This window comes from Halopseudomonas sp. (genome assembly GCF_038130085.1).
In the GTDB taxonomy this organism is placed as follows: Bacteria; Pseudomonadota; Gammaproteobacteria; order Pseudomonadales; family Pseudomonadaceae; genus Halopseudomonas.
This window is the reverse complement of sequence record NZ_JAYPMU010000005.1, coordinates 95,944-118,994: the sequence shown is the minus strand read 5'-3', so window position 1 is coordinate 118,994 and position 23,051 is coordinate 95,944. Positions and strand designations below refer to the sequence as shown.

Genomic DNA, 23,051 nt, shown 5'->3' with positions numbered 1-23,051 from the left:
TACTCATGTCCGATGAAGATCAGTTGAAGGCGCTGCGTAAGCGCATCGACACCATTGATGAAAAGATTCTTGACCTGATCAGTGAGCGGGCGACCTGTGCGCAGACGGTTGCGCACGTCAAGCAGAAGGCGCTGGAGCCCGGTGTGAAGCCGGTGTTCTATCGCCCGGAGCGCGAAGCGTGGGTGCTCAAGCACATCATGGAGCTGAACAAGGGGCCGCTCGACAACGAAGAGATGGCCCGCCTGTTCCGTGAAATTATGTCGGCCTGCCTGGCACTGGAAGAGCCGCTGCGTGTGGCCTACCTCGGTCCGGAAGGCACCTTTACCCAAGCGGCAGCGCTCAAGCATTTTGGCCATTCGGTGGTCAGCGTGCCGATGGCGGCGATCGACGAGATCTTCCGTGAAGTCGCCGCAGGTGCTGTGCATTTCGGCGTGGTGCCGGTAGAGAACTCTACCGAAGGAGCAATCAACCACACCCTGGATAGCTTCCTTGAGCACGATCTGGTGATCTGCGGTGAAGTGGAACTGCGTATCCACCATCACCTGCTGGTGGGTGAAAACACCAAGACCGACAAGATTTCCCGGGTCTACTCACACGCTCAGTCATTGGCGCAGTGCCGCAAGTGGCTTGACGCGCATTACCCCAACGTAGAGCGTATTGCGGTCTCCAGCAACGCCGATGCGGCGCGTCGGGTAAAGGGTGAGTGGAACTCGGCGGCGATCGCCGGTGATATGGCGGCGGACCTCTACGGCCTGACTCGTCTGGCTGAGAAGATCGAAGATCGCCCGGATAATTCCACGCGCTTTTTGATCATCGGCAACCAGCAGGTTCCGCCGACGGGAGACGACAAGACCTCGGTCATTGTGTCCATGCGCAACAAGCCGGGTGCCCTGCATCATCTGCTGGAGCCTTTCCACTCCAACGGCATCGACCTCAGCCGCATCGAGACCCGCCCGTCGCGCAGCGGCAAGTGGACCTATGTGTTCTTCATCGACTTCTTTGGGCATCAGCATGATCCGCTGATCAAGGATGTGCTGGAGAAGATTAATGATGATTCGGTGGCTCTGAAGGTGCTGGGGTCCTACCCGAAAGCGGTACTTTAACTGCGGCACCGGACGCCGCCCGCGCTGTCTGCGAATGTGCAGACGTGTCGAGGTGTGCTCCGGGGCTAGAAGCTTGAGGCTTGTGTGATGAGTTGTGATTTTCTCAGCCTGGCACGTCCGGGTGTACAGAAGCTGTCTCCCTATGTGCCGGGCAAGCCGGTAGAAGAGTTGGCGCGCGAATTTGGGCTGCGCCCGCAGGATATCGTCAAGCTGGCCAGTAACGAAAACCCGCTCGGCCCAAGTCCGGCCGTGCGCGACGCTATTGCTGCTGCCTTGCCTGAGCTGACTCGCTACCCTGACGGCAACGGCTTCGCGCTTAAGCAGGCGCTTGCTGCCAAGCTTGGTGTGGATACCGCTGGAATCACCCTCGGTAACGGCTCCAACGATATCCTTGAATTGGTCGCTCGCGCCTTCGTGGGGCCTGAGCACGAAGTGGTCTTCAGCGATCATGCGTTTGCGGTGTACCCCATCGTCACTCAGGCTGTTGGTGCCAAGGCGGTATCTGTCCCGGCCAAAGACTGGGGACATGATCTTGACGCTATGGCTGCGGCAATTACACCAGCTGCCCGCGTGGTCTTTATCGCCAACCCGAATAATCCGACGGGTACTTGGATTGAGCGCAGCGCACTGGAAGCCTTCCTTGATCGGGTTCCCGAGAATGTCATCGTGGTGCTCGACGAGGCCTACACCGAGTACGTTGAAACCGACGACGTGCCCAATGGGGTCGACTATCTCGGTCGCTACAGCAATCTGCTGGTCTCTCGTACCTTTTCCAAGGCCTACGGCCTTGCGGCCCTGCGCGTGGGGTATGGTCTGTCCAATCCGGCGATCGCCGACGCATTGAACCGTGTTCGCCAGCCGTTCAACGTCAATAGTCTTGCGCTGGCAGCGGCTCTGGCCGCGCTGGAAGATGAGGCGTATTTGATTGAAAGTCGCCGCATCAACCGTGCAGGCATGCAGCAGCTGGAAGATGGTTGCACTGCGCTGGGGTTGAGCTGGATTCCGTCGCGCGGCAATTTCCTCGCGATTGACCTGGGTCGAGAGGCGGCACCGGTATTTCAGGGGTTGCTGCGTGAAGGCGTGATCGTGCGCCCGGTCGCCAACTACGGCATGCCCAATCACCTGCGGGTCACTATCGGTCTGCCTGCCGAGAATCAGCGTTTCCTTGATGCCCTGAAACAGGTGCTTGCGCGTGTCTAATGTAACCGCAATGTCACAGGGCGTACCGACAATCGGGCGTCTCGCGGTTATTGGCTTGGGGCTGATTGGCGGCTCGTTTGCCAAAGGGATGCGCGAGAGCGGCCTGTGCAGCGAAGTCATTGGTTGTGATCTGGACCCGGTAGCGCGTCGCCAGGCGGTGCCACTCGGTGTCGTCGATAAAACGACAGCAGATCTCGCTGAGGCTGTTAAAGATGCGGATCTGATCATGCTTGCTGTCCCAGTGCTTGGTATGCGCGCAGTGCTTGCGCAGCTGGCTGTGCTGGACTTGGGCGAAGCAGTTATCACCGATGTTGGCAGCACCAAGGGCGCTGTGGCGCTGGCGGTCGAGGAAGTGTTTGGCGATGTGCCCGCCAATTTTGTGCCGGGCCATCCGATCGCTGGATCGGAGAAGAGTGGTGTCGAGGCGTCGCGTGCTGATTTGTTTCGTCATCACAAGGTCATTCTGACGCCTCTGGAGCAGACCGCTAAGGGCGCTGTTGAAGTGGTTCGGCGTTGCTGGCAGGCGCTGGGGGCAGACGTCGAGCTGATGTCTTTGGCCGACCATGATGAAGTCCTGGCGGCCACCAGCCATTTGCCGCACCTGCTGGCATTTTCGTTGGTTGACACCCTTGCATCGCGTAACGAGAACCTCGAGATCTTCCGTTACGCTGCAGGTGGCTTCCGGGACTTCACCCGCATTGCCGCGAGTGATCCGGTGATGTGGCGCGATGTGTTTCTGGCCAACCGGGATGCTGTTTTGCGCAGCCTGGACGCCTTTACTCAGGATTTGGGTCGATTGCGTGAGGCGGTGGAAACCCGCGACGCCAATACGCTGCTCGGTGTGTTTACCCGGGCGAAATCAGCTCGAGAGCATTTCAGCACTATTCTGGCCCGCAGGGCCTACATGGAACCTATGCAGACTAACGAATTCAATTTCATCGCGCGCCCCGGCGGTCAGGTGACCGGCAGCATTCGCGTACCGGGCGACAAGTCCATTTCCCACCGCTCCATCATGCTCGGCTCGTTGGCCGAGGGTGTGACCGAGGTAGAGGGTTTTCTTGAGGGCGAAGACAGCCTCGCAACACTGCAGGCGTTTCGCGACATGGGCGTGGTTATCGAGGGGCCGCATCACGGCAGGGTAACCATCAATGGCGTGGGTTTGCACGGTCTGAAGTCGCCGCCGGGCTCGCTCTATCTGGGTAACTCCGGGACGTCCATGCGCCTGTTGTCCGGCCTGCTGGCGGGTCAGGAATTCGATACCGTACTGACCGGTGATGCGTCGCTGTCCAAGCGTCCGATGGGGCGAGTGGCCAAGCCGCTGCGCGAGATGGGCGCGCAAATCGAGACTGGCGATGAAGGTCGTCCGCCACTGCGCATCAAGGGTGGCAGTCGCATGATGGGCATGGACTACCAGATGCCGATGGCCAGTGCGCAAGTCAAATCCTGCATTCTGCTGGCCGGTCTGTACGCCTCCGGTACGACCTCGGTAACCGAGCCGGCGCCGACCCGCGATCATACCGAGCGCATGCTCAAAGGCTTTGGTTATCCGGTCAAGGTTGATGGCGATACCGTCACCATCGAGTCCGGCCACAAACTGACCGCCTGCCGAATCGATGTGCCGGCAGATATCTCGTCCGCTGCCTTCTTCATGGTTGCCGCGAGCATCTGTGAAGGCGCCGACCTGACGCTTGAGCACGTGGGTATCAATCCGACTCGCATCGGTATCATCAACATCCTGCGCGAAATGGGCGGCAACCTGGAGTTGCTGAACGAGCGTGAAGTGGGTGGCGAGCCGGTTGCCGACATTCGTGTGCGTTATGCGCCGCTGAAAGGCATCGACATTCCTGTGGATCAGGTGCCACTGGCGATCGATGAGTTTCCTGTGTTGTTCGTTGCCGCTGCATGCGCCGAAGGGCGCACCATTCTGCGTGACGCTGAAGAACTGCGGGTCAAGGAATCCGACCGCATCCAGGTCATGGCAGACGGTCTGCAGGCGCTGGGCGTCAAGGCTGAGCCGACGCCGGATGGCATCATTATCGACGGCGGCCCGATTGGTGGCGGCAGTGTCGAAAGTCACGGTGATCATCGTATCGCCATGTCGTTCTCGGTAGCCGCGCTGCGCGCCACCGGCGACATTCACATCAAGGACTGTGCCAACGTGGCAACGTCATTCCCGGGCTTTGTCGATCTGGCGCAATCGGTCGGCATGAAAGTCCAGCTGGAGGAAAACGCGTGATTGATCAACAGGCCCCCGTCATTACCATCGACGGCCCCGGTGGCTCAGGCAAGGGAACCATTGCCGGTCTGCTGGCCCGTCGACTGGGCTGGAATTTGCTCGACTCGGGGGCTCTGTACCGCCTGTTGGCTTTTGCTGCTCGCAATCACGGGGTCGATCTGACCAACGAGGCGGCATTGGAAGCGTTGGCGGCGCACCTTGATGTGCAGTTCGTCGCCGCCGAAGACGGTCGCGAGCAGCAGATCATCCTTGAGGGTGAGGACGTCAGCCGGGCTATCCGCACTGAAACCGTCGGAGCTGGTGCTTCCCAGGTTGCTGCGCTGCCTGCTGTTCGTGATGCGCTGCTGCAGCGCCAGCGTGCCTTTCGTGAAGGTCCGGGCCTGGTGGCCGATGGGCGCGATATGGGGACGGTGGTATTTGCCGATGCCCAGTTGAAGATTTATCTGACGGCGAGCGCGCAGGAGCGCGCCGTACGCCGTCACAAGCAGTTGCTCGGAAAGGGTGAAACTGCTAATCTGGCGAGTCTTCTAGATGAGATCGTCGCGCGTGACGAGCGAGATATGAATCGCAGCGTCGCTCCGCTCAAGCCAGCGGAGGATGCCATTCAGATCGACTCGACGCAGATGGGCATCGAAGAAGTACTTGAAACAGTTCATGCAATGGCGCGCGAGCGCAATTTGCTGGGCTGATCAGTCTGTACTTTCCGGGCAACCAGCGACACCGGAGAGAACATTGAGATAATCAACCCACGCAAGCTGGTGGCGTGGCGGGACAGTGGCTGCACAGCGCGCTCTTGAGCGGCTATGCGGTAGCATCCCAAATACTTAATTTACAGGATTCCAAATGAGCGAAAGCTTTGCCGAACTTTTTGAAGAAAGCCTAAAAACCCTTGATATGGAGCCGGGCTCCATCATCACTGGTATCGTTGTGGACATCGACTCTGACTGGGTCACCGTTCACGCCGGTCTGAAATCAGAGGGTGTTATCCCGCGTGATCAGTTCCTGGACGAGCAGGGCGAACTGACCATCGCTGTGGGTGATGAGGTGCACGTTGCACTGGATGCCGTCGAAGACGGTTTCGGTGAAACCAAGCTGTCCCGCGAGAAGGCCAAGCGCGCCGAATCGTGGAAGGTCCTCGAAGCTGCTTTCGCTGCAGAAGAAGTCGTCAAGGGCGTCATCAACGGCAAGGTCAAAGGTGGCTTTACCGTCGACGTCAACACCATCCGTGCGTTCCTGCCGGGCTCGCTGGTTGACGTGCGCCCCGTACGTGACACCACCCACCTGGAAAACAAGGAACTGGAATTCAAGGTCATCAAGCTGGACCAGAAGCGCAACAACGTTGTCGTTTCTCGTCGTGCTGTCCTGGAAGCCGAGAACTCCGCCGAGCGCGAAGCCCTGCTGGAAACCCTGCAGGAAGGTCAAGTTGTCAAAGGTATCGTCAAGAACCTCACCGATTACGGTGCGTTCGTCGACCTGGGCGGCGTCGATGGCCTGCTGCACATCACCGACATGGCGTGGAAGCGTATCAAGCATCCGTCCGAGATCGTCAACGTTGGTGACGAGATCGACGTTAAGGTCCTGAAGTTCGACCGCGAGCGCAACCGCGTTTCCCTGGGTCTGAAGCAACTGGGCGAAGATCCGTGGGTCGCTATCACCGGTCGTTACCCGGAAGGCACTCGCGTGACTGCCAAGGTCACCAACCTGACCGACTACGGCTGCTTCGCTGAGCTGGAAGAAGGTGTTGAAGGCCTGGTTCACGTTTCCGAAATGGACTGGACCAACAAGAACATCCACCCGTCCAAGGTTGTCAACGTTGGCGACGAAGTGGAAGTTATGGTTCTGGATATCGACGAAGACCGTCGTCGTATCTCCCTGGGCATCAAGCAGTGCAAGATGAACCCGTGGGAAGAGTTCTCCAGCAAGTTCAACAAGGGCGACAAGATCTCCGGTTCCATCAAGTCCATCACCGACTTCGGTATCTTTATCGGTCTGGACGGCGGCATCGACGGTCTGGTTCACCTGTCCGACATCTCCTGGAACGAAGCTGGCGAAGAAGCGGTACGTCGCTTCAAGAAAGGCGACGAGATCGAGACTGTCATCCTGTCTGTTGATCCGGAGCGTGAGCGTATCTCCCTGGGCGTCAAGCAGCTGGAAGATGATCCGTTCTCCAACTTCGTTTCTCTGAACGAAAAGGGCAGCATCATCACCGGTACCGTTAAGGAAGTTGATGCCAAGGGTGCAGTAATCACTCTGGGCGACGACATCGAAGGCACTCTGAAGGCCTCCGAAATCAGCCGTGACCGTATCGAAGATGCTCGCAACGTTCTGAACGTTGGCGATGAAGTCGAAGCCAAGATCATTGGCGTTGACCGTAAGAGCCGCGTTATCAGCCTGTCCATCAAGGCGAAAGACGTTGAAGACGAGAAAGAAGCCATGCAGGATCTGCGTAAGCAGGAAATGCTGGCCGCTGGTCCGACCACCATTGGTGATCTGATCAAGCAGCAGATGGAAGGCAAGGGCAACTAAGCCGTTCCAGCTGTGAAAAAGGGCGACTTCGGTCGCCCTTTTTTGTGCCTGAATATTGGAGGTGTTGCGCTGGCTTTTTGGACTGGTTCACATGCTGGTTCTGCGAATCCTCAGCAGCCTTGTGCTTATGCTCCGCATATCAGGCTGTTCAAACATAGTCAAGCATGGTAAAACCTTATAAAACGAGTCTACTCGCTTGATAAGAAAGGGAAAACCATGACCAAGTCGGAGTTGATCGAGCGCATTGTCGAGCAGCAGGGGCAGCTGTCGGCAAAGGATGTCGAATTGGCAATAAAGACGATGCTGGAGCATATGTCGCAAGCTCTGGCCACCGGAGAGCGGATCGAGATCCGCGGCTTTGGCAGTTTCTCGTTGCATTATCGTGCGCCTCGGGTCGGCAGGAACCCTAAGACCGGTGACTCTGTGGAGTTAGACGGTAAGTTCGTTCCGCACTTCAAGCCGGGCAAGGAGTTGCGTGACCGGGTTAACGAGTCACTCGAAAACGCCTGATCGCATACCTCGCTGCTGATACCCTGGGTTATACTTCGCAGACACTCAACGGATGCGGAGTTGTCTCACATGCTTTGGTTAAAGCGCGTGTTGTTGATCCTGGTTTTGCTGCTGGTAGCATTAGCGACCATGGATTTCATGCTGGAAAATCAGCAAGCCACCTCACTGCAATTTCTAGAAATGCAGTCGCCTGCTTTGCCCCTCTCCATTTACGTCGTGCTCGCATTTATTCTTGGTAGCGTTCTTGGTGTGTTCGTTGGCTGGCTTATCACGACACGTTTGCGTCTGAAGTTGATGGTTCAGAGCAACGAGCTGAACCGCTACCGCAAGGAAATCGACAAGCTACGTACCCAAGCTGTCAAAGGCTGATTCCATGCAGGAACTGATGTTCCTGGGCCTGTTTGTGCTGGCCCTTGCCATAGGTTGGTTCTTGGGTCGCAGGGAGGCGATCAAGGTCGGTTTCATGCTCAAGCCTAATGGCAGTGCTGTCGATCGCCAGTACTTCATTGGCCTCAATTATCTGCTTAATGAGCAGCCGGATGAGGCGATCGAAACGTTCATTCGGGCGCTTGAAGTGAACCCGGAAACAGTCGAAACCCACATTGCGATTGGCAAGTTGTTCTGCCAGCGTGGTGATGTTGAGCGGGCGATCAAGGTCCATCAGAATCTGCTCGCGCGTCCGAACCTTACAGCCCCGCAGGCGGATCGGGTTCAGTTGGAGTTGGCCCGTGACTACCTTGCTGTCGGAATGCATCAGCGGGCAGAGCGTCTGCTGGAGGAGTTGGCGGGTTCCATTTCGTTGCTCAGGGCTGACGCGCTGGTCGATTTAGTGACGGTATACGAGCAGCAGCACGAGTGGCAGCGAGCAATCGAAATCGGTCGGCGACTGATACGCGAGCAGCCACAATTTGGCGTTACTCTCGCACATTACCATTGTGAAATGGCGGTTGCTGCTCTGCAGCAAAGGGATGTAAACCAGGCGCGCAGCTGGCTTCAGGCTGCGCTGAAGATTGATGATGGCAGTGTGCGCGCCATGATTCTGCTGGCCGAGCTTGAAGAGAAAGCCGGTAATCTGAAGGCGCTGCCAAGCCTCTTGCAACGAATTGCCATCAATTCGCCAGAGTTTGTGCCCGAGGTGCTGGCGTTGGCTCGGCGCTGTGCGGATAATGGCGCGCTGAATTTGACCAGCTATCTCGATCAGGCGCTAGCGCAGCCTGGTCAGCCACCAGTCAAAACGCTGTTGGCTCGCGCCCAGCAGATGTGCGGCGAGCGGGGCAGGGAAGCAGCTGAGATGTTCATGCTCCAACGCCTTGAAGTCCAGCCCTCGGTGGCTGGCGTGCTGGGATTGCTCGAGTTGAGAGACGACGGGCAGGCTCAGTCCGAGGTGTTGGCTCCTCTGCAATTGCTGGAGGTATTGCAGCGAAAGCGCCCGCAGTATCGCTGCGAGCACTGTGGGTTTGCAGGCCACTCGTTGTACTGGCAGTGCCCCAGTTGCCAAGGATGGTCTACGGTCAAGCCGCTGAAAGGCCATGAATTGGTCTGAGGCCTGCCCAAAACGTTATTTGTTAACAGGATGCATGTTATGCCCAATACCAGCCCAATCATTGTTGCCCTCGATTTCGCTGACGCCCATTCCGCGTTGGAAATGGCGCAGGTGCTGGATCCCGAAAAGTGCCGTGTGAAGGTGGGCAAGGAGCTGTTTACCAGTGCAGGGCCAGCGGTCGTTGAATCGCTGCAGAGCAAGGGCTTTGAAGTCTTTCTGGATCTCAAGTTTCACGATATCCCGAATACCACTGCGAGTGCTGTGCGTGCGGCGGCAGAGCTGGGTGTATGGATGGTCAATGTTCACGCCAGCGGCGGCCGCCGAATGATGGAGGCTTGCCGTGATGTGCTTGAGCGTCGCGGTGGCAAACGTCCGCTGCTCACCGCGGTAACGATTCTGACCAGTCTGGAGCACGAAGATCTGCAGGAAGTGGGTGTTGATATCGAGCCAATGGTGCAGGTGCAGCGCTTGGCGCGCTTGACCCAAGACTGTGGGCTCGACGGTGTCGTTTGCTCCGCTCGTGAAGCCAAGGCGCTGCGTGGCGCGCTGGGCGATCAGTTCCTGCTGGTGACGCCGGGCATTCGCCCTGCAGACAGCGCGGCAGATGACCAGAAGCGTATCGTTACGCCAGCCCAGGCAATTGAGAACGGCAGTAGCTATCTGGTAGTCGGCCGGCCGATTACCCGGGCGGATAACCCGAACGCGGCGCTTGAGGCCATTCTCGCTTCGCTCTAATGGGTGTTCTGCTGAATAAAAAAGGCCGGGAGTATCCCGGCCTTTTTTATTTACGGCGTGATCGCGACTTTCAGCACGCCATCACGCTGGTGGCTGAACAGTTTGTAGGCTTCGACGATATCGTCCAGGGTAAACCGGTGGGTGACCATCGGCGTCAGATCGACTCGACCAGATGCCACAACCGCCATCAGGCGCCGCATGCGCTCCTTGCCGCCAGGGCAGAGTGTGGTAACGATCTTGTGATCGCCCAGGCCGGCGGCGATGGCGTCCAGCGGCATGGACAGCTTGCCGGAGTACACGCCGAGGCTGGACAGGGTGCCACCCGGCTTTAGCGCGCGCAGGCAGGATTCGAACGTTTGCTGAGTGCCCAGTGCTTCGATGGCAACGTCGACTCCGGTACCGCCGGTGATAGTCTGGATGCGCTCGAGCGGGTCTTCTTCCCGGAAGTTGATGGTCACGTCTGCGCCTAGTCGCCGGGCTACATCAAGGCGTTCGGAAACGCCATCGACGACAATAATACGCGTTGCTCCCATTAACTTGGCGCCTGCGGTGGCGCAGAGGCCAATGGGTCCTTGTGCGAAGATCGCCACTGTGTCACCAATGCGGATATGGCCGCTTTCTGCACCACCAAAGCCGGTGCTCATGATATCTGGGCACATCAGCACCTGCTCGTCGCTGAGTCCATCCGGTACCGGGGTAAGGTTTGCTTGCGCATTGGGAATCCGGACGTATTCAGCCTGGCAGCCGTCGATGCTGTTTCCCAGTTGCCAGCCTCCCATCGCATGTCCGCCGCATTGGCTGGAATGACCGTCCAAACATGCATGACACTGGCCGCAGGGGGTGATGGCGCCGGCGATAACGCGCTGACCAATCTCGTATCCAGTCACCGCGCTGCCAAGTTTTTCAATAACGCCGACAGGTTCGTGGCCAACGATGAGCCCGGGGCGGACCGGGTACTCACCTTTCAGAATGTGTACATCGGTGCCACAGATGGTGGTTGTGGTGACCCGCAGTAAGGCATCGGTTGGGCCGATTTCAGGGATTGGGCGCTGTTGAAGCTCGATGCGGCCGGGTTCGACGAATACGGCTGCGCGCATGCTGTTCATGACTCCTCCTTGACCAGGCAGTGAGGTGGAGTCTTGAGCATAGGGGATTTTGCAAGGAAGGCCTTGACCGAAGTCAAGGGAGTGCAGCACTACCCGGAGGTAGTGCTGGTGAGACCGCTAATCAGCTGATCTGGGACTGCTGATAGTTCTCGAGGCCGACTGCTTCGATCAGGCTCAGCTGGGTCTCCAGCCAGTCGACGTGCTCTTCTTCTGCTTCGAGGATGTCTTCGCATACCTCGCGGCTGCCGTAGTCGCCAGCCTTCTCGCAGAAGGCAATGGCTTCTTTCAGGGCGGGCAGGGCTTGCATCTGCAATTTCAGGTCGCAGTCGAGGATTTCCTTGGTGTTCTCGCCAATCTTCAGCTTGCCGAGGTCCTGCAGGTTGGGAAGGCCTTCGAGGAACAGAATGCGCTTGATCAGGCGGTCTGCATGCTTCATCACGTGAATGGACTCGTGATATTCCTTGTCGCCCAGCTTTTCCAGGCCCCAGTCCTGCAACATGCGTGCGTGCAAAAAATACTGATTGATGGCAATCAGCTCGAAACCGAGCACGGTATTAAGGTGTTGAATGACTTTCTTGTCGCCTTTCATTGCGCGGCCCTCCGGACTGTTCAGTCGCCAAGTGTGGGCCGCTGCTGTGGGGTTGTCAAATCTAAGTATTTGAAAAGAAAGGCGTTAAAAATGATTATCAGGCGATAATGAGAGTCGCAATCAAGCAGCGACGAATTGGCCTGAAGCCATGCCTGAGGCGGCCTGGGCGGTGAGGGTTTCGCTCAGCAGTGATTTGCAGTCGCGGGCGCATTTGCCGCACTGGGTAGCCACGTCCAGATCGTTGCGCAGATCGCGCATGGAGCAGGCTCCGCCGGCGATGGCGTCCTTGATCTGGTTGTCGGTTACACCTTTGCAGAGACAAACGTACATGTAATCACTCCTGAACAGCCTTGGCTGACAATGAGTGCATGCTAATTCGAATGAGAATGATTGTCAAAGGAAATAGCATCCGTCTATCTGGGTGATTGAGGGATGCCGTTCTGCGTTGGTTTACCAGGGAAGGAAAGACAGGAGACGGGCCTTGCGGCCCGTCTGGACTTGAACTCAGTCGAGAACGTCGTAGATGATGGACTCGATAATCCCGGTGGTTACCTCAGCCAGCACAACATCGCCGTCGATTTGGCGCCATTCGTAGCCATCGTAGTGTGGCAAGCGGTTTGCCAGTCGGGGGTCAAGTTGTTTGGCAATGCCCGGAGGCAGCGGCTTGCCGCGCGCCAGGTTCTTGCGAATACCCGGTGGCAGGCTGCTGTCACGATGAACCAGATCGCGGTTGTCCCGGAAAATGCGGCGAATGACGTCTTCTTCAATTCGGTCGGATGGGCGGGTGTAGCGATCACGGTCCCGGTCACGATCTTCATAGCGGTCTCTGTCGTGGTCCCGATCACGATCATCTCGGTAGTCGCTGTGGTGGGACTGGTGGCCGTTATTACCGTTACCATTGCCGCGCTCGTCCTGCTTCGCTTGAATCGGAGCGGCGATGACCATGGCCAGCAGGCCAGCAACGAGCGCGGGTTTCGTTTGTAGGCGCATGAACGTGTCCTTCATATGCGAGTAGTTTCTCTTGGAGTGCGGTTTTGTGCCCATGGTTCCCGGCTACCTGTTCGAGGACGGCGTTCTCCAAGTCCACAGCAGGCTCCAAACCAGTGCGCCCGCACCAAGCCACAGCGTCTCGGGTAACACGCCGCCACGGTTCAGCCATTCGTGGGCAAGCCAGGGACCGATCAGTTGAGTAACACTGTAGAGCGCAATCAGCGCGGCGGAAAGTCGTGGCCCCTGGTGCGGTTGCAAACTGCGACCCAGTCGCTGGGTAAGCAGCACCGCGCCGAGAAAACTGCTGCCCATCAGGGCAGAGCAGAGCACTACGCCCCACGCGCCAGGCAGCATCAGGGCGCAGATGACACTCGTCAGTTGTATCGCATAGTTGAGCAATAGTGCCCGCTGGTCACCCAGGCGCTGACCAAGGTGATTCCACAGCCAGGCGGCGGGCAGGGTGGTGGCGGCGACGATCAGCCAGCTCTGCTGCACCATTGGGTGCGCGGTGCCGAGTTGGATGCTGGCGATCATCGGCAGAAAGGTCATCGGCAGGATGTAACCAAGACCCGCCCCTGCGTAAGCAAGGAACAGGGGGAGAGTTTTACTATCCAGCAGCGGCGAGTGCCTTGCGCCGTTGTTGTGTGTGCTCGGGGGCGTTGGTTCCGCAACCTGCAATCGCAGCAATACCCAGCCGCCCCAGAGGGCCAGGGGAAGACTGAAGAGCGCCGCGGGCCACCATCGATCCGCTGCTGTCATCGCTATTCCTGGCGGATTAGCGAGCACCCCGGATATCAGTAGCCCTGCGCCAACGCCCAGATAGATCAGCCCGCTGAGGTTGATCCGCTGGCGAGCCGCCAGCCACTCCATGACCAGCGCAGGCACCATGACAAAGATCAGCCCATTACTGATCCCGTTGCCCAGCCGCAGCACGGTGATTCCAAACAGGTTATCGGTCAGGCTTAATCCAATCAGGGTAAGACAATGCACGGCCAAGGCCAGAGGGACGCTTCGGTAAATCTGTCTGGGGCGATGCCAGCGAATCGCAATCAGCGCCCCGATCAGGTAGCCAACGTAATTCCAGGTTGCCAGCGACGCCCCTTGTCCGGTGCTGAACTGACCGTCGCTGACCAATAGAGGCATTAAGGGCGTAAAGATAAATCGCCCCAATCCGTGAACGACCAGCAGAAGCGCTGCGGCGGCAAGCACCGCATGGCGAGTGGAGGGTGCAGGAAACGACATCAGGCTTCTCCTGGTTCAGGCCCGGGTGCGGGAGGTGTGCGGCGGCCCAGCAGTCGGTGGACGCGCCATCATCGGGGCGAATAGGCGGTATACGCTCGGATGATGACGTGCGAACAATGCACCGTTTACGCCTGCAGGCCGCATGCTTGCTGAATCTGGGCGCGAGAGGTGCGGCCGGAGCATACCAGCGGCTGAAACATATTGCATGAAGTTGGTAGGCGCAGCACCGCGGGGCGGTGGTGCGAGAGGCGCACTCTGCGGTATAGAGTAGACAAGTGTGCACTGACGCTGTGGCAGTTCCAGTGCGTAGTGAGAAGACAAATATAAGAAAGCGGGCGGCGCTCGCACGATTCTCTGGAGAGTGGCATGTCGCAGTCGAACAGCGATGCAAACGGCGTTCTGAAACGCTCAACGATTCTGCTTCACGGGTCCATCGGCATGCCGCTGGCCATCATCGGCTACCCCCTGGTGGTCTACCTTCCCCCGTTTTACGCCCAGGAAGTGGGTTTGAACATGGCGCTGATGGCGCTGGTGCTGGTTATCGCACGTTTGTCAGATGTTGTGACTGACCCGCTTATCGGCACGTTGAGTGACCGCTGGCGTACTCGCTTCGGCCGCCGCAAGCCTTGGTTGGTCATGGGGGTACCGCTGATGCTGGCGGGAACGGTGATGATCTTCATGCCACCAGACGGCGCCGGCATCGGCCACCTGCTGTTATGGACCGTGCTGATGTACCTTGGTTGGACCATGGTGACCCTGCCCTACGGGGCCTGGGGGGCGGAACTCTCCAATCAGTATCATCAGCGCAGTCGCGTGGTCGCCTCCCGTGAAGGCTTTGTGCTGATTGGGCTGTTTCTGGCAGCGCTGGCTCCTGCGCTGGTTCAGGCGCTGGGCGCACGTTATCAGGCGGGTCAAACCGATGGCTGGTTGATGGAGACAGCGGTACTGCTGTTCGGAAAGGATGGGCAGCTGGGTATCGGTTACGGCCCAATTCTCGCCGTCATGGCCTGGATGCTGCTGATTCTGCTGCCGCTGACGGTGTTCTGGGTCGTCGGGGCGGTCAAGGAAGCACCTCCGCAATCGGCTGAGCGTACCGATTGGAAGAAGGGCCTGCGGGTCATGAAGAACAACGGCCCATTCAAGCGCATGATTCTGATGCTGCTGGTGGTGGTTACCGGCGAAGCGTTCCGCAATGCCCTATCGGTATTCTTCATGCAGCACGTCATTCAGATTCAGGGGCAGATCGGTTTGATGTATCTCCTGTACTTCGGTATCGGCATACTCGGTATTCCGTTCTGGCTCTACGTCGGCAAGCGCATTGGCAAGCACCGGGCCTTCTGCGCCGCGTTGGCCATTTCCAGCACGAGTATTTTGGGTATGTTCTTCCTGGGTGCAGGCCAATTGGCACCGTTTGCCGTGTTGTTTGCGATCAAAGGATTTTGTTTCGCCGCCTTCCAGTTCCTGCCGTTATCGATGCTGGCTGACATTGTGGATCTGGATACCGCACGCAGCCGCGAACATCGCACCGGTCTGTTCTTCGCTATCAGTGGCATGGCGCAAAAAGCCGCAATGGCGCTTGGGCTAGGTCTATCGTTGGGGCTGCTGTCGCTGGTCGGCTTTGATGCCAAGGCGGTTGAGCACAGCGCCGAGCAGTTACTGTCGCTGCGGGTTCTCTACATCCTCGGGCCGGTGTTGCTGTACATGACGGCGTTTTTCATCGCCTGGCGCTACCCGCTGACGGCCGAACGTCAGGAGCGGATTCATCGCTGGGTCTTGCGCCGCGAACAGCGTCTCTCCGTCGCAGTGGCGACACGCTGATCTTCGGTTTCACCGGTTTTGTCGGCACATTCCGCGCGCGGATGTGCCGACATTGGGTATGCTGGCGTCCTGAAGAGGAAACGGGTGGGGCAGATAAGCCATCCGGTATGCCGCAAATCTGATCGGAAGGACACGCAGGATCATGTCGGAACACTCGCAGTTTCGTTTGCTTGGCAGCAAACGGTTTCTCCCGTTTTTCATCAGCCAGTTGCTTGGTGCCTTCAACGACAACCTGTTCAAACAGGCGCTGATCCTGGCGATTCTGTTCAAGCTCAGCTTCAACAGCGATCGTGACTTGCTGATCAACCTGAGCGCACTGCTATTTATCCTGCCGTTTTTCCTGTTCTCCGCGCTGGGCGGTCAGTTCGGGGAGAAGTTTGACAAGGACCTGCTGATTCGCCGCATCAAGCTGGGCGAGGTCTGCATCATGCTGCTGGGCGCCCTCGGTCTCTGGCTCGGCAGTCTGCCGCTGCTGCTGGTCGTGCTGTTTGCGATGGGTACCCAGTCGGCGCTATTTGGGCCGGTCAAGTATTCGATCCTGCCGCAGGCGCTAGAGGAAGATGAACTGGTCGGCGGTAACGCTCTGGTTGAAATGGGCACCTTTCTCGCGATTCTGGGCGGCACCTTGTGCGCCGGTATTCTGATGGCTTCGGGTGGTTGGGCGGCATTGGTCGGTGGCTCGGTGGTGCTGGTGGCTATCGGCGGCTATCTCGCTGCGCGCCGCATTCCGGCGGCCAGCGCCGGTCTGCCGAACCTTGCCATTGACTGGAATATCTTCCGTCAGTCCTGGGTGATTCTGCGGCTGGGATTGAAAGAGCAGGTGCCCTCGGTCTCGCGCTCGATCCTTGGCAACTCCTGGTTCTGGTTCCTCGGCGCAACCTATCTCACTCAGATTCCGGGTTTTGCCAAGGACTACCTGCACGGTGATGAAAGCGTGGTGACGCTGATCCTGACGGTGTTCTCGGTTGGCATCGCGCTGGGCTCGGTGCTGTGTGAGCGCTTGTCGGGGCACAAGGTCGAGATCGGTTTGGTGCCGTTCGGCTCGTTTGGCCTGAGCGTCTTCGGCCTCCTGATCTGGAGCTTGTCGGGCAGCATTGCCGTCGGAGCCTCACCCTATGACTGGATCGAACTGCTCAAGCAGCCGGGCGCCTGGGGTGTGATGGGCAGTATTCTCGGTTTGGGCGTGTTTGGCGGTTTCTACATCGTGCCGTTGTATGCGCTGATTCAGTCGCGCAGCCACGAAGACGAGCGCGCGCGCGTGATTGCCGCTAACAATATTCTGAATGCGTTGCTGATGGTCTGCTCGGCGATTCTCGCGATTGTCATGCTCAGCGTGCTGGAACTGTCGATTCCCACGCTATTCCTGACCATCTCGCTGCTTAACTTGCTGGTTAACGGCTACATCTTCAAGGTGGTGCCCGAGTTCAGCATGCGCTTTCTCATCTGGTTGCTGGGGCACTCGATGTATCGGGTCGAGCACCGCAATCTGGACGCCATTCCGGATGAGGGGGCCTGTGTGCTGGTCTGCAATCATGTGTCGTTCGTGGATGCGCTGCTGATTGGTGGCGCGGTGCGCCGGCCGGTGCGTTTTGTCATGTACTACAAGATTTACCAGCTACCGGTACTCAACTTTGTGTTCCGCACCGCGGGTACGGTACCCATTGCTGGGCGCCAGGAAGACGAGGCCGTGTATGAGGCCGCGTTCAAACGCATTTCCGAGTATCTGCGTGCCGGGGAGGTGGTCTGTATCTTCCCTGAAGGCAAGTTGACGGCTGATGGTGAGATGGACGCGTTTCGCGCGGGCATAACCCGGATTCTCGAAAATGATCCGGTACCGGTCATCCCGATGGCGTTGCAGGGGCTGTGGGGCAGTTTCTTCAGCCGTGATCCGAACAAGGGCTTCTTCCGGCGTTTCTGGTCGCGGGTGGGGCTGGTGGCAGGAGAGCCGGTTGCTCCGGAGGCTGCGCTACCGGAAAGCCTGCATCAGCAAGTACTGGCGTTGCGCGGGGACAGGCGCTAGAGAGCACAGGGGCACGGCATAGCCGTGCCCTCAACGCTCGATCAGTGCTGGTGGCCACCTACGCCATGGGCGTGACCGTGGGCCAGTTCTTCTTCAGTTGCTGCGCGAACGTCAATCACATCGACGTTGAATGTCAGCTCACGGCCGGCCAGCGGGTGGTTGGTATCAACAACTACCTGCGACAGCCCCGGCTTGACCACGACTACCTGACGCGGACCTTGCTCGGTCTGCAATACGGCGATCATGCCCGGCTTCCATTTTTTGGCGCCTTGCAAGTACTTGGCCTGTACCTTCTGCAGGGCGTTTTCGCGCGGCTGACCGTAGGCCTTTTCCGGCGGAATGGTAACGGTGAAGCTTTCGCCGGCACTGCGGCCTTCCATTGCTTCCACCAAGCCATCGATCAGGCCTGCCTGACCGTGCAGGTACAGCACTGGCTCGTGTTCGCGGGAGGATTCGATCGGGCCATCAGCATCGGACAGGTCGTAGTGAAACTGGACAACGGTTTTTTCGGCAATTTGCATGATTCAATCCGCTCGGGTTGACTGGTCAAAGGCCGCCATTATCCAGAGTCACACGACATATTTCCATCTGCGGTTCAATTACCCCAAAGTTCCTCCAGACGCGCATCGCGGCCGCAGGTTGTGCGGTAGAAGTTATAGCGCAGCGGATTCTTGTGGTAGTAGTCCTGATGGTACTCCTCAGCCGGGTAAAACGGCTGGCGCGCCAGAATCAAGGTGGCGATCGGCTGGTCGAACCGGCCTGACCGCTCCAGCGCATCGCGTGAGGCCTCCAATAACGCTTTCTGCTCGTCGTCGGCGTAGTAGAGCGCGCTCCGATACTGACTGCCATGATCACAGAACTGCGCGTTGGGCGTGATCGGGTCGATGGTCTTCCAGAATGCTTCCACCAGCGCGGCGTAGCTGGTTTTGCTTGGGTCAAAGAATACGGCTACCGATTCGATGTGGCCGGTGCCGCCGGCCGAAACCTGATGGTAATCGGCGGTGCTGGCGTCGCCGCCGGTGTAGCCGGAAATGGTCTCGACCACGCCCGGCATCTTGTCGAAATCTGATTCCGTGCACCAGAAGCAGCCGCCGGCAAATACCGCCATCTCGGTACCTTCAGGGCCGTCAGTCAGCGCTTCATTAGCGAAGCTGATCGGGGCGAGCAGCAGTAGGGTTAGCAGTGTAGTGCGGATCATGCGTCACCTCGCAGGGCCGGCAGCGGCTCTCCGGCAGCAATGAACTCAAGGGCCACGCCGTTGTTGCACCAGCGTTCGCCACGTGGCGGCGGCCCGTCGTTGAAAACGTGGCCCTGATGGCCACCACAGCGTGCGCAGTGGTACTCAGTGCGCGGCCAGATCAGGGCGTAGTCCTGTTTGGTGCCGATGTGGCCGGCAATGGGTTGGGTAAAGCTTGGCCAACCGGTACCGCTATCGAACTTGTGTTCCGACAGGAACAGCGGCAAATGGCATGCTGCGCAAACATAGGTGCCTGCGTCGTACAGCTTGTCCAGCGGGCTGCTGCGCGGGCGCTCTGTGTCTTCCTCGTACAGCACCTTCCAGGCGGCTGGCGAGACTTTGTCGCGCCAGTACTCGGCTGGCACATCAATTGGCTCGACGGTTGCTTCGTGGAACGCGTCGGCTGCCTGAGCGCTGCCGGAAAGCAGCGGCAGAGCAGGGGCGGCCAGCAGGCCGGAAAGCAGGGTGCGGCGTTTCATGGTCGTTCCTGTTTGGTGGGTTCATCTATCTGACGTCGGACAAGGGCATTTGTTACAGCAAGCCTGAATGATCATTCCGAATGATGGTTGTTGAGACAGCTTGGCGGTGTGTCCCATCATAGGTAGATTAATAGTTCCAATCCCATAACAGAGTAGAACAAGAATGATCGGATTACGGATACGTACCCTGCTGGGCGGGGTGGTGCTCGCCGGCGGGCTGGTTGCGGGCAGCTGGGCAGATAGCGCGCCCGAGAGGTTTTCACAGCAGCGGCTGGATGCCTTTGGTGCGGCGATGGCGCAGGAGGTGCAGCAGGGCCGTATCGCTGGCATTGCGACCCTGGTCTACCAAGGCGGCGAGGTAGTTCAGCGCGGGCAGTATGGTTTTGCTGATCGCGAGCAAGGTAAGCCACTGACGCCCGACAGCCTGTACAAAATTTTCTCGCTCACCAAGCTGGTAACCGGTACCGCGCTCCTCACGCTGTACGACGAGGGTCGCTTCGAACTCGATGATCCGGTCGGCAAGTACATTCCCGAGCTGCAGAACCTCCAGGTTGCCGTCGCCGATGGCCCGGATGGCATGCCAGAGACCGAACCTGCGGCGCATCCGGTCACCATCCGCGAGCTGATGACCCACACGGGTGGTTTTACCTACGGCCGTTTCGGCAATACCCAGGTTGATCAGCTGTATGTGAAGGCGGATATCCAGAACCGCGACTCTACCTTTGCCGACATGATGGCTAAATTGCAGCATATCCCGCTGGTATACCAGCCGGGCACGGTCTGGAACTACAGCATTTCGGTAGATATTCAGGCCTATCTGGTGGAAGTGCTGTCGGGCAAATCGTTTGATGTGTACCTGCAGGAGCGTCTGTTCGACCCGCTGAAAATGGTCGATACCGATTTTTATGCGCCGGCAGATAAAGCCGACCGGCTGGCGCTGTCCTACAAACCTCAGGAAGACGGCTCGCTGGCACCGCTGCCGAATACGCCGTTCCTGAGTAAGCCGCGGTTTCTCAATGGCGGTGGTGGGCTGATTTCATCCATGGATGATTACCTGCGTTTTGCACGCATGTTGCTGGCCGGCGGTGAACTGGACGGGGTGCGGATCCTCAAGCCCGAAACGGTCGAGTTGATGCGTCAGAATCACCTACCGGACGGCGTGGCGAACATCGGTCCGTTTTTCCCCGGCAACCAGTTCGGTCTTAACGTCGCCGTGGTTAACGACTCGCCGGCTGCCGGTTATCTGCCCGAAGGTACTTTCTGGTGGTGGGGTATCCAGGGGGCCTGGTGCTGGATTGACCCGGCTAATCAGGCGATCGTCATCGGCATGATGCAGAACACCGACTATCGTCTGTCGCGGATGATTCACGGCAAGGCCAGTCGCGCGCTCTACGGCCCAGCGCAACCCTGATGGATGGTGAGGTGGTCGGAAGGGCCGAGCACTGACTCGGCCGCGGATGAGCAGGCTGGTTTGCTTCGAGCGGTTGCTCGACCTTGCAGGGATTGTCAGGCGGAGCGGCCGGTATCCAGCACTTGCTCTAGCGGTAGTTGGGCATGCAGGTTCACGCTGCCTTGAGCAGGGAATACCACCAAATGCTCCGCTGCAACGCGTAAACCCACCTCGTCGCCGGGCTGGTGGTCGGCATGGCTTGGAAACAGCGCTTCAAGCTGAGTGCCGGTTGGAAGCTGAAGGCGGTAGAGAATGGTCGCACCCTGGAAGGTCCGATCGGTGACCCGCGCTCTCAGTTCGCTGCTGGCGTCGCCCACCAGGTCATCAGGACGCAGCAGCACGTCAACCGCACCGCCAACCGGCAGTTGGTAAGCCCGATTGCCGTGAATCACGCCCAGTTCGGTCTGTACTGTATCGCTGGAGAGCAGCTGCCCGCGAATGAAGTAACCTTGGCCAATGAAACTGGCAACGAAGGGTGTTGCTGGTTCGTGGTAGAGGTTGTACGGGGTGTCCCACTGCTGCAGCTGACCGTCCTTCAGCACGCCTACATGATCACACACGGCAAAGGCTTCGGCTTGATCATGGGTCACCAGCATGGCGCTGATACCGCGCGATTTGAGGATGTCTCGGACTTCGGCAGACAGCCGGCGACGCAGCTCACCGTCCAGATTGGAGAACGGCTCGTCCAGCAGCAGCAGGCGCGGGTTGGGCGCCATGGCGCGGGCCAGGGCTACCCGTTGTTGCTGGCCGCCGGACAGCTCGTGGGGGTAGCGTTTGCCCAGCTTGTCCAGCTTTACCAACGCCAGCAGTTCATCGACGATCCGCTTTCGCTCCGGATTCTGGTGAATGCCGAAACCGACGTTTTCAGCGACAGTCAGGTGCGGAAATAGCGCATAGTCCTGAAACACCATGCCGATCTGTCGCTGCTCGGGTGCGATGCGCAGGGCAGGGGTGCTCAGTGCCTTGCCGTCCAGCAGAATCTCGCCGCCGGTGATCGGTTCGAATCCGGCGATGGCGCGCAGGGTTGTGGTTTTACCGCAACCTGAGGGCCCCAGCAGGCAGCCGATATCACCTTCGCGCAGGCGAATGCTCAGGTCGTTGACGATCAACTGCTGGCCGTAGCCGCATTTGAGGTTGTTCAGCTCTAATACCGGGCTGGACATGCTGCCTCACTCAACCAGCAGGAATTCGACCAGCGCCTTTTGCGCGTGCAGACGGTTCTCGGCCTGGTCCCATACGACGCTGCGCGGATCGTCCATCAGCTCGCTGCTGACTTCCTCGCCGCGGTGGGCTGGCAGACAGTGCATGAACAGCACCGACTCGTCGGCCGCATCCAGCATGGCCGGTGTCACCTGATAGGGCGCGAACTGCTTCAGACGTGCTTCTGCTTCGTCTTCCTGGCCCATCGAAGCCCACACATCGGTATTGACCAGATGTGCGCCGGCAACGGCTTCCATCGGATCGCGCATGACCGTGACGCGGTCACCAGCTTGCTCAAGGAACTGCGCTGAGGGCTCGTAGCCTTCCGGGCAGGCAACGCGAAGCTGGAAGTCGAACTGCACGGCTGCCTGAATAAAGGTGTTGCACATGTTATTGCCGTCGCCAATCCAGGCCACGGTTTTCCCCTTGATCGGGCCACGGTGCTCCAGATAGGTCTGCATGTCGGCCAGCAGTTGGCAGGGGTGCAGGTCGTCGCTCAGGCCGTTGATGATCGGCACCTTGGAATACTGCGCAAAGGTTTCCAGCGTCTCGTGGGCGAAGGTGCGGATCATGATGGCATCGCACATGCTGGACAACACGCGTGCGCTGTCTTCGATCGGCTCACCACGGCCCAGCTGGGTGTCACGCGGGGACAGGAAAATAGCCTGACCACCCAGGTGAATCATGCCGGCCTCGAACGAGACGCGGGTACGGGTGGATGCCTTTTCGAAGATCATCCCCAGCACGCGGTTCTTCAGCGGCTCATACACCACGCCCTGGCGGTGCAGCGACTTGAGTTCGATACCGCGTTTGATCAGGCCGATGAGCTCTGCTTCAGAGCAGTCCATCAGCGACAGAAAGTGCCGTGTAGTCATATGTGTACTACCTGAGTTACCTCGGCCGCCCGGCGACCGGAAACAGTGACCCGTACCACGACCTGACGGCCTGGTATCAGCCACAGCAAATAAAGAGAAGCGGGGATCTTATAGGGAAATTCCGGGCAAAGGCAAATAAAGCGCCCGGGCCCGCTGATTCAGTGACTGAATGGGCCTGCATTCCGCCGCGCG

22 protein-coding genes are annotated in these 23,051 nt (G+C 58.8%); 12 read left to right on the top strand and 10 right to left on the bottom strand.

The window, feature by feature from the left end; all coding sequences use genetic code 11:
* Nucleotides 1-5: 5 nt before the first annotated feature.
* From pheA to pyrF, 9 genes are all read left to right on the top strand, one after another.
* On the top strand, nt 6-1,103 hold the full coding sequence (gene pheA / locus AAFM31_RS05805; RefSeq protein ID WP_341706957.1) for a prephenate dehydratase: 1,098 nt from the start codon (nt 6-8) through the stop codon (nt 1,101-1,103).
* A gap of 87 nt (nt 1,104-1,190) precedes the next feature.
* Nucleotides 1,191-2,303: a histidinol-phosphate transaminase gene (hisC, locus tag AAFM31_RS05800; protein ID WP_341706956.1), complete on the top strand. Its 1,113-nt coding sequence runs from the start codon at nt 1,191-1,193 to the stop codon at nt 2,301-2,303.
* Nucleotides 2,296-4,539: a bifunctional prephenate dehydrogenase/3-phosphoshikimate 1-carboxyvinyltransferase gene (locus tag AAFM31_RS05795; protein WP_341706955.1), complete on the top strand. Its 2,244-nt coding sequence runs from the start codon at nt 2,296-2,298 to the stop codon at nt 4,537-4,539. The genes hisC and AAFM31_RS05795 overlap by 8 nt, the downstream gene beginning before the upstream one ends.
* A complete protein-coding gene (gene cmk / locus AAFM31_RS05790) occupies nt 4,539-5,228 on the top strand; it encodes a (d)CMP kinase (RefSeq protein ID WP_341707012.1) in 690 nt (229 codons plus the stop codon). Before AAFM31_RS05795 ends, cmk begins: the two co-directional genes overlap by 1 nt.
* 154 nt (nt 5,229-5,382) lie before the next feature.
* Nucleotides 5,383-7,065, top strand: a complete 1,683-nt coding sequence (gene rpsA, locus AAFM31_RS05785) for a 30S ribosomal protein S1 (protein ID WP_088273772.1) — start codon at nt 5,383-5,385, stop codon at nt 7,063-7,065.
* A gap of 216 nt (nt 7,066-7,281) precedes the next feature.
* Nucleotides 7,282-7,575: an integration host factor subunit beta gene (gene ihfB / locus AAFM31_RS05780; protein WP_088273773.1), complete on the top strand. Its 294-nt coding sequence runs from the start codon at nt 7,282-7,284 to the stop codon at nt 7,573-7,575.
* A gap of 69 nt (nt 7,576-7,644) precedes the next feature.
* Nucleotides 7,645-7,944 (top strand): LapA family protein, encoded by a 300-nt coding sequence (locus AAFM31_RS05775; RefSeq protein ID WP_341706954.1) that lies wholly within the window; start codon nt 7,645-7,647, stop codon nt 7,942-7,944.
* Between the two features lie 4 nt (nt 7,945-7,948).
* The gene (gene lapB / locus AAFM31_RS05770; RefSeq protein ID WP_341706953.1) at nt 7,949-9,118 is read left to right on the top strand and encodes a lipopolysaccharide assembly protein LapB; all 1,170 of its coding nucleotides are present in this window, start codon (nt 7,949-7,951) and stop codon (nt 9,116-9,118) included.
* A 39-nt stretch (nt 9,119-9,157) separates the two neighbouring features.
* Entirely contained in the window at nt 9,158-9,853 is a 696-nt protein-coding gene (pyrF, locus tag AAFM31_RS05765; RefSeq protein WP_341706952.1) for an orotidine-5'-phosphate decarboxylase, read from the top strand.
* A 50-nt stretch (nt 9,854-9,903) separates the two neighbouring features.
* Here the strand turns inward: pyrF and AAFM31_RS05760 are convergent, their stop codons facing one another.
* The 5 genes from AAFM31_RS05760 to AAFM31_RS05740 all read right to left on the bottom strand — a co-directional run bounded on the left by AAFM31_RS05760 (nt 9,904) and on the right by AAFM31_RS05740 (nt 13,780).
* Nucleotides 9,904-10,959 carry an NAD(P)-dependent alcohol dehydrogenase gene (locus AAFM31_RS05760; RefSeq protein ID WP_341706951.1) on the bottom strand — a complete coding sequence of 352 codons (1,056 nt, stop codon included), beginning with the start codon at nt 10,957-10,959 and terminating at the stop codon, nt 9,904-9,906.
* A 121-nt stretch (nt 10,960-11,080) separates the two neighbouring features.
* Nucleotides 11,081-11,548, bottom strand: a complete 468-nt coding sequence (bfr, locus tag AAFM31_RS05755; RefSeq protein ID WP_341706950.1) for a bacterioferritin — start codon at nt 11,546-11,548, stop codon at nt 11,081-11,083.
* Nucleotides 11,549-11,668: 120 nt separating this feature from the next.
* Entirely contained in the window at nt 11,669-11,878 is a 210-nt protein-coding gene (locus AAFM31_RS05750) for a bacterioferritin-associated ferredoxin (RefSeq protein ID WP_341706949.1), read from the bottom strand.
* 174 nt (nt 11,879-12,052) lie between these two features.
* A complete protein-coding gene (locus AAFM31_RS05745; RefSeq protein ID WP_341706948.1) occupies nt 12,053-12,538 on the bottom strand; it encodes an anti-virulence regulator CigR family protein in 486 nt (161 codons plus the stop codon).
* A 63-nt stretch (nt 12,539-12,601) separates the two neighbouring features.
* Nucleotides 12,602-13,780 (bottom strand): YbfB/YjiJ family MFS transporter, encoded by a 1,179-nt coding sequence (locus AAFM31_RS05740; RefSeq protein WP_341706947.1) that lies wholly within the window; start codon nt 13,778-13,780, stop codon nt 12,602-12,604.
* 366 nt (nt 13,781-14,146) lie between these two features.
* On the opposite strand from AAFM31_RS05740, the gene AAFM31_RS05735 reads away from it, so the two are divergent.
* Nucleotides 14,147-15,598, top strand: a complete 1,452-nt coding sequence (locus AAFM31_RS05735) for an MFS transporter (RefSeq protein ID WP_341706946.1) — start codon at nt 14,147-14,149, stop codon at nt 15,596-15,598.
* A 142-nt stretch (nt 15,599-15,740) separates the two neighbouring features.
* On the top strand, nt 15,741-17,618 hold the full coding sequence (locus tag AAFM31_RS05730) for an MFS transporter (protein ID WP_341706945.1): 1,878 nt from the start codon (nt 15,741-15,743) through the stop codon (nt 17,616-17,618).
* Nucleotides 17,619-17,659: 41 nt separating this feature from the next.
* Here AAFM31_RS05730 and AAFM31_RS05725 read toward each other — a convergent pair whose 3' ends face one another.
* The 3 genes from AAFM31_RS05725 to msrB form a co-directional block, all read right to left on the bottom strand.
* A complete protein-coding gene (locus AAFM31_RS05725) occupies nt 17,660-18,139 on the bottom strand; it encodes a peptidylprolyl isomerase (protein WP_341706944.1) in 480 nt (159 codons plus the stop codon).
* Between the two features lie 74 nt (nt 18,140-18,213).
* Complete coding sequence (gene msrA, locus AAFM31_RS05720; RefSeq protein WP_341706943.1) at nt 18,214-18,816, bottom strand: peptide-methionine (S)-S-oxide reductase MsrA; 603 nt, start codon at nt 18,814-18,816, stop codon at nt 18,214-18,216.
* Nucleotides 18,813-19,334, bottom strand: a complete 522-nt coding sequence (gene msrB, locus AAFM31_RS05715) for a peptide-methionine (R)-S-oxide reductase MsrB (protein ID WP_341706942.1) — start codon at nt 19,332-19,334, stop codon at nt 18,813-18,815. The genes msrA and msrB overlap by 4 nt, the downstream gene beginning before the upstream one ends.
* A 163-nt stretch (nt 19,335-19,497) precedes the next feature.
* On the opposite strand from msrB, the gene AAFM31_RS05710 reads away from it, so the two are divergent.
* Complete coding sequence (locus tag AAFM31_RS05710; protein ID WP_341706941.1) at nt 19,498-20,745, top strand: serine hydrolase domain-containing protein; 1,248 nt, start codon at nt 19,498-19,500, stop codon at nt 20,743-20,745.
* 95 nt (nt 20,746-20,840) lie between these two features.
* Here AAFM31_RS05710 and AAFM31_RS05705 read toward each other — a convergent pair whose 3' ends face one another.
* A complete protein-coding gene (locus tag AAFM31_RS05705) occupies nt 20,841-21,947 on the bottom strand; it encodes an ABC transporter ATP-binding protein (protein WP_341706940.1) in 1,107 nt (368 codons plus the stop codon).
* Between the two features lie 6 nt (nt 21,948-21,953).
* A complete protein-coding gene (gene argF, locus AAFM31_RS05700; protein WP_341706939.1) occupies nt 21,954-22,859 on the bottom strand; it encodes an ornithine carbamoyltransferase in 906 nt (301 codons plus the stop codon).
* Nucleotides 22,860-23,051: the final 192 nt, after the last annotated feature.

What these genes read in the sequence shown, in the direction of transcription:
- lapB (WP_341706953.1), top strand. Translation starts at nt 7,949, where the DNA reads ATGCAGGAACTGATGTTCCTGGGCCTGTTTGTGCTGGCCCTTGCCATA.
- AAFM31_RS05710 (WP_341706941.1), top strand. Translation starts at nt 19,498, where the DNA reads ATGATCGGATTACGGATACGTACCCTGCTGGGCGGGGTGGTGCTCGCC.
- hisC (WP_341706956.1), top strand. Translation starts at nt 1,191, where the DNA reads ATGAGTTGTGATTTTCTCAGCCTGGCACGTCCGGGTGTACAGAAGCTG.
- pyrF (WP_341706952.1), top strand. Translation starts at nt 9,158, where the DNA reads ATGCCCAATACCAGCCCAATCATTGTTGCCCTCGATTTCGCTGACGCC.
- AAFM31_RS05750 (WP_341706949.1), bottom strand. Translation starts at nt 11,878, where the DNA reads ATGTACGTTTGTCTCTGCAAAGGTGTAACCGACAACCAGATCAAGGAC.
- msrA (WP_341706943.1), bottom strand. Translation starts at nt 18,816, where the DNA reads ATGATCCGCACTACACTGCTAACCCTACTGCTGCTCGCCCCGATCAGC.
- AAFM31_RS05735 (WP_341706946.1), top strand. Translation starts at nt 14,147, where the DNA reads ATGTCGCAGTCGAACAGCGATGCAAACGGCGTTCTGAAACGCTCAACG.
- AAFM31_RS05740 (WP_341706947.1), bottom strand. Translation starts at nt 13,780, where the DNA reads ATGTCGTTTCCTGCACCCTCCACTCGCCATGCGGTGCTTGCCGCCGCA.
- AAFM31_RS05745 (WP_341706948.1), bottom strand. Translation starts at nt 12,538, where the DNA reads ATGCGCCTACAAACGAAACCCGCGCTCGTTGCTGGCCTGCTGGCCATG.
- AAFM31_RS05705 (WP_341706940.1), bottom strand. Translation starts at nt 21,947, where the DNA reads ATGTCCAGCCCGGTATTAGAGCTGAACAACCTCAAATGCGGCTACGGC.
- bfr (WP_341706950.1), bottom strand. Translation starts at nt 11,548, where the DNA reads ATGAAAGGCGACAAGAAAGTCATTCAACACCTTAATACCGTGCTCGGT.
- AAFM31_RS05775 (WP_341706954.1), top strand. Translation starts at nt 7,645, where the DNA reads ATGCTTTGGTTAAAGCGCGTGTTGTTGATCCTGGTTTTGCTGCTGGTA.
- AAFM31_RS05730 (WP_341706945.1), top strand. Translation starts at nt 15,741, where the DNA reads ATGTCGGAACACTCGCAGTTTCGTTTGCTTGGCAGCAAACGGTTTCTC.
- rpsA (WP_088273772.1), top strand. Translation starts at nt 5,383, where the DNA reads ATGAGCGAAAGCTTTGCCGAACTTTTTGAAGAAAGCCTAAAAACCCTT.
- msrB (WP_341706942.1), bottom strand. Translation starts at nt 19,334, where the DNA reads ATGAAACGCCGCACCCTGCTTTCCGGCCTGCTGGCCGCCCCTGCTCTG.
- ihfB (WP_088273773.1), top strand. Translation starts at nt 7,282, where the DNA reads ATGACCAAGTCGGAGTTGATCGAGCGCATTGTCGAGCAGCAGGGGCAG.
- argF (WP_341706939.1), bottom strand. Translation starts at nt 22,859, where the DNA reads ATGACTACACGGCACTTTCTGTCGCTGATGGACTGCTCTGAAGCAGAG.
- pheA (WP_341706957.1), top strand. Translation starts at nt 6, where the DNA reads ATGTCCGATGAAGATCAGTTGAAGGCGCTGCGTAAGCGCATCGACACC.
- AAFM31_RS05725 (WP_341706944.1), bottom strand. Translation starts at nt 18,139, where the DNA reads ATGCAAATTGCCGAAAAAACCGTTGTCCAGTTTCACTACGACCTGTCC.
- AAFM31_RS05760 (WP_341706951.1), bottom strand. Translation starts at nt 10,959, where the DNA reads ATGAACAGCATGCGCGCAGCCGTATTCGTCGAACCCGGCCGCATCGAG.